Genomic DNA, 209 nt, shown 5'->3' on the forward strand with positions numbered 1-209 from the left:
CCAAGGGGGTGAAATCGAGCACTCCCTTGGTGATGGGGATGGAGTCTGAAGAGGCGTCCAAAGGCGCTACCAAAGATTCTGTGCCAAGTGGTGTGGAAGTGGGGTATGAAGAGGTGGCTGAAGAGCCGATCCTGACGGAGCAAGGATTAAAGGGGATGCCATTGAGAACCCCCTTTTTTTGGCCTATGGTCGCTGGATGTGGCAATGAT

At 53.6% G+C, this 209-nt stretch carries 1 protein-coding gene; it reads left to right on the forward strand.

Features of this window, described 5'->3' with window-relative positions; genetic code table 11:
- Nucleotides 1–8 precede the first annotated feature (8 nt).
- The coding region (locus V5T57_RS20800; protein ID WP_332893188.1) for a hypothetical protein at nucleotides 9–209 on the forward strand (201 nt) is incomplete at its 3' end.

This window comes from Magnetococcus sp. PR-3, from assembly GCF_036689865.1.
Lineage (GTDB): Bacteria > Pseudomonadota > Magnetococcia > Magnetococcales > Magnetococcaceae > Magnetococcus.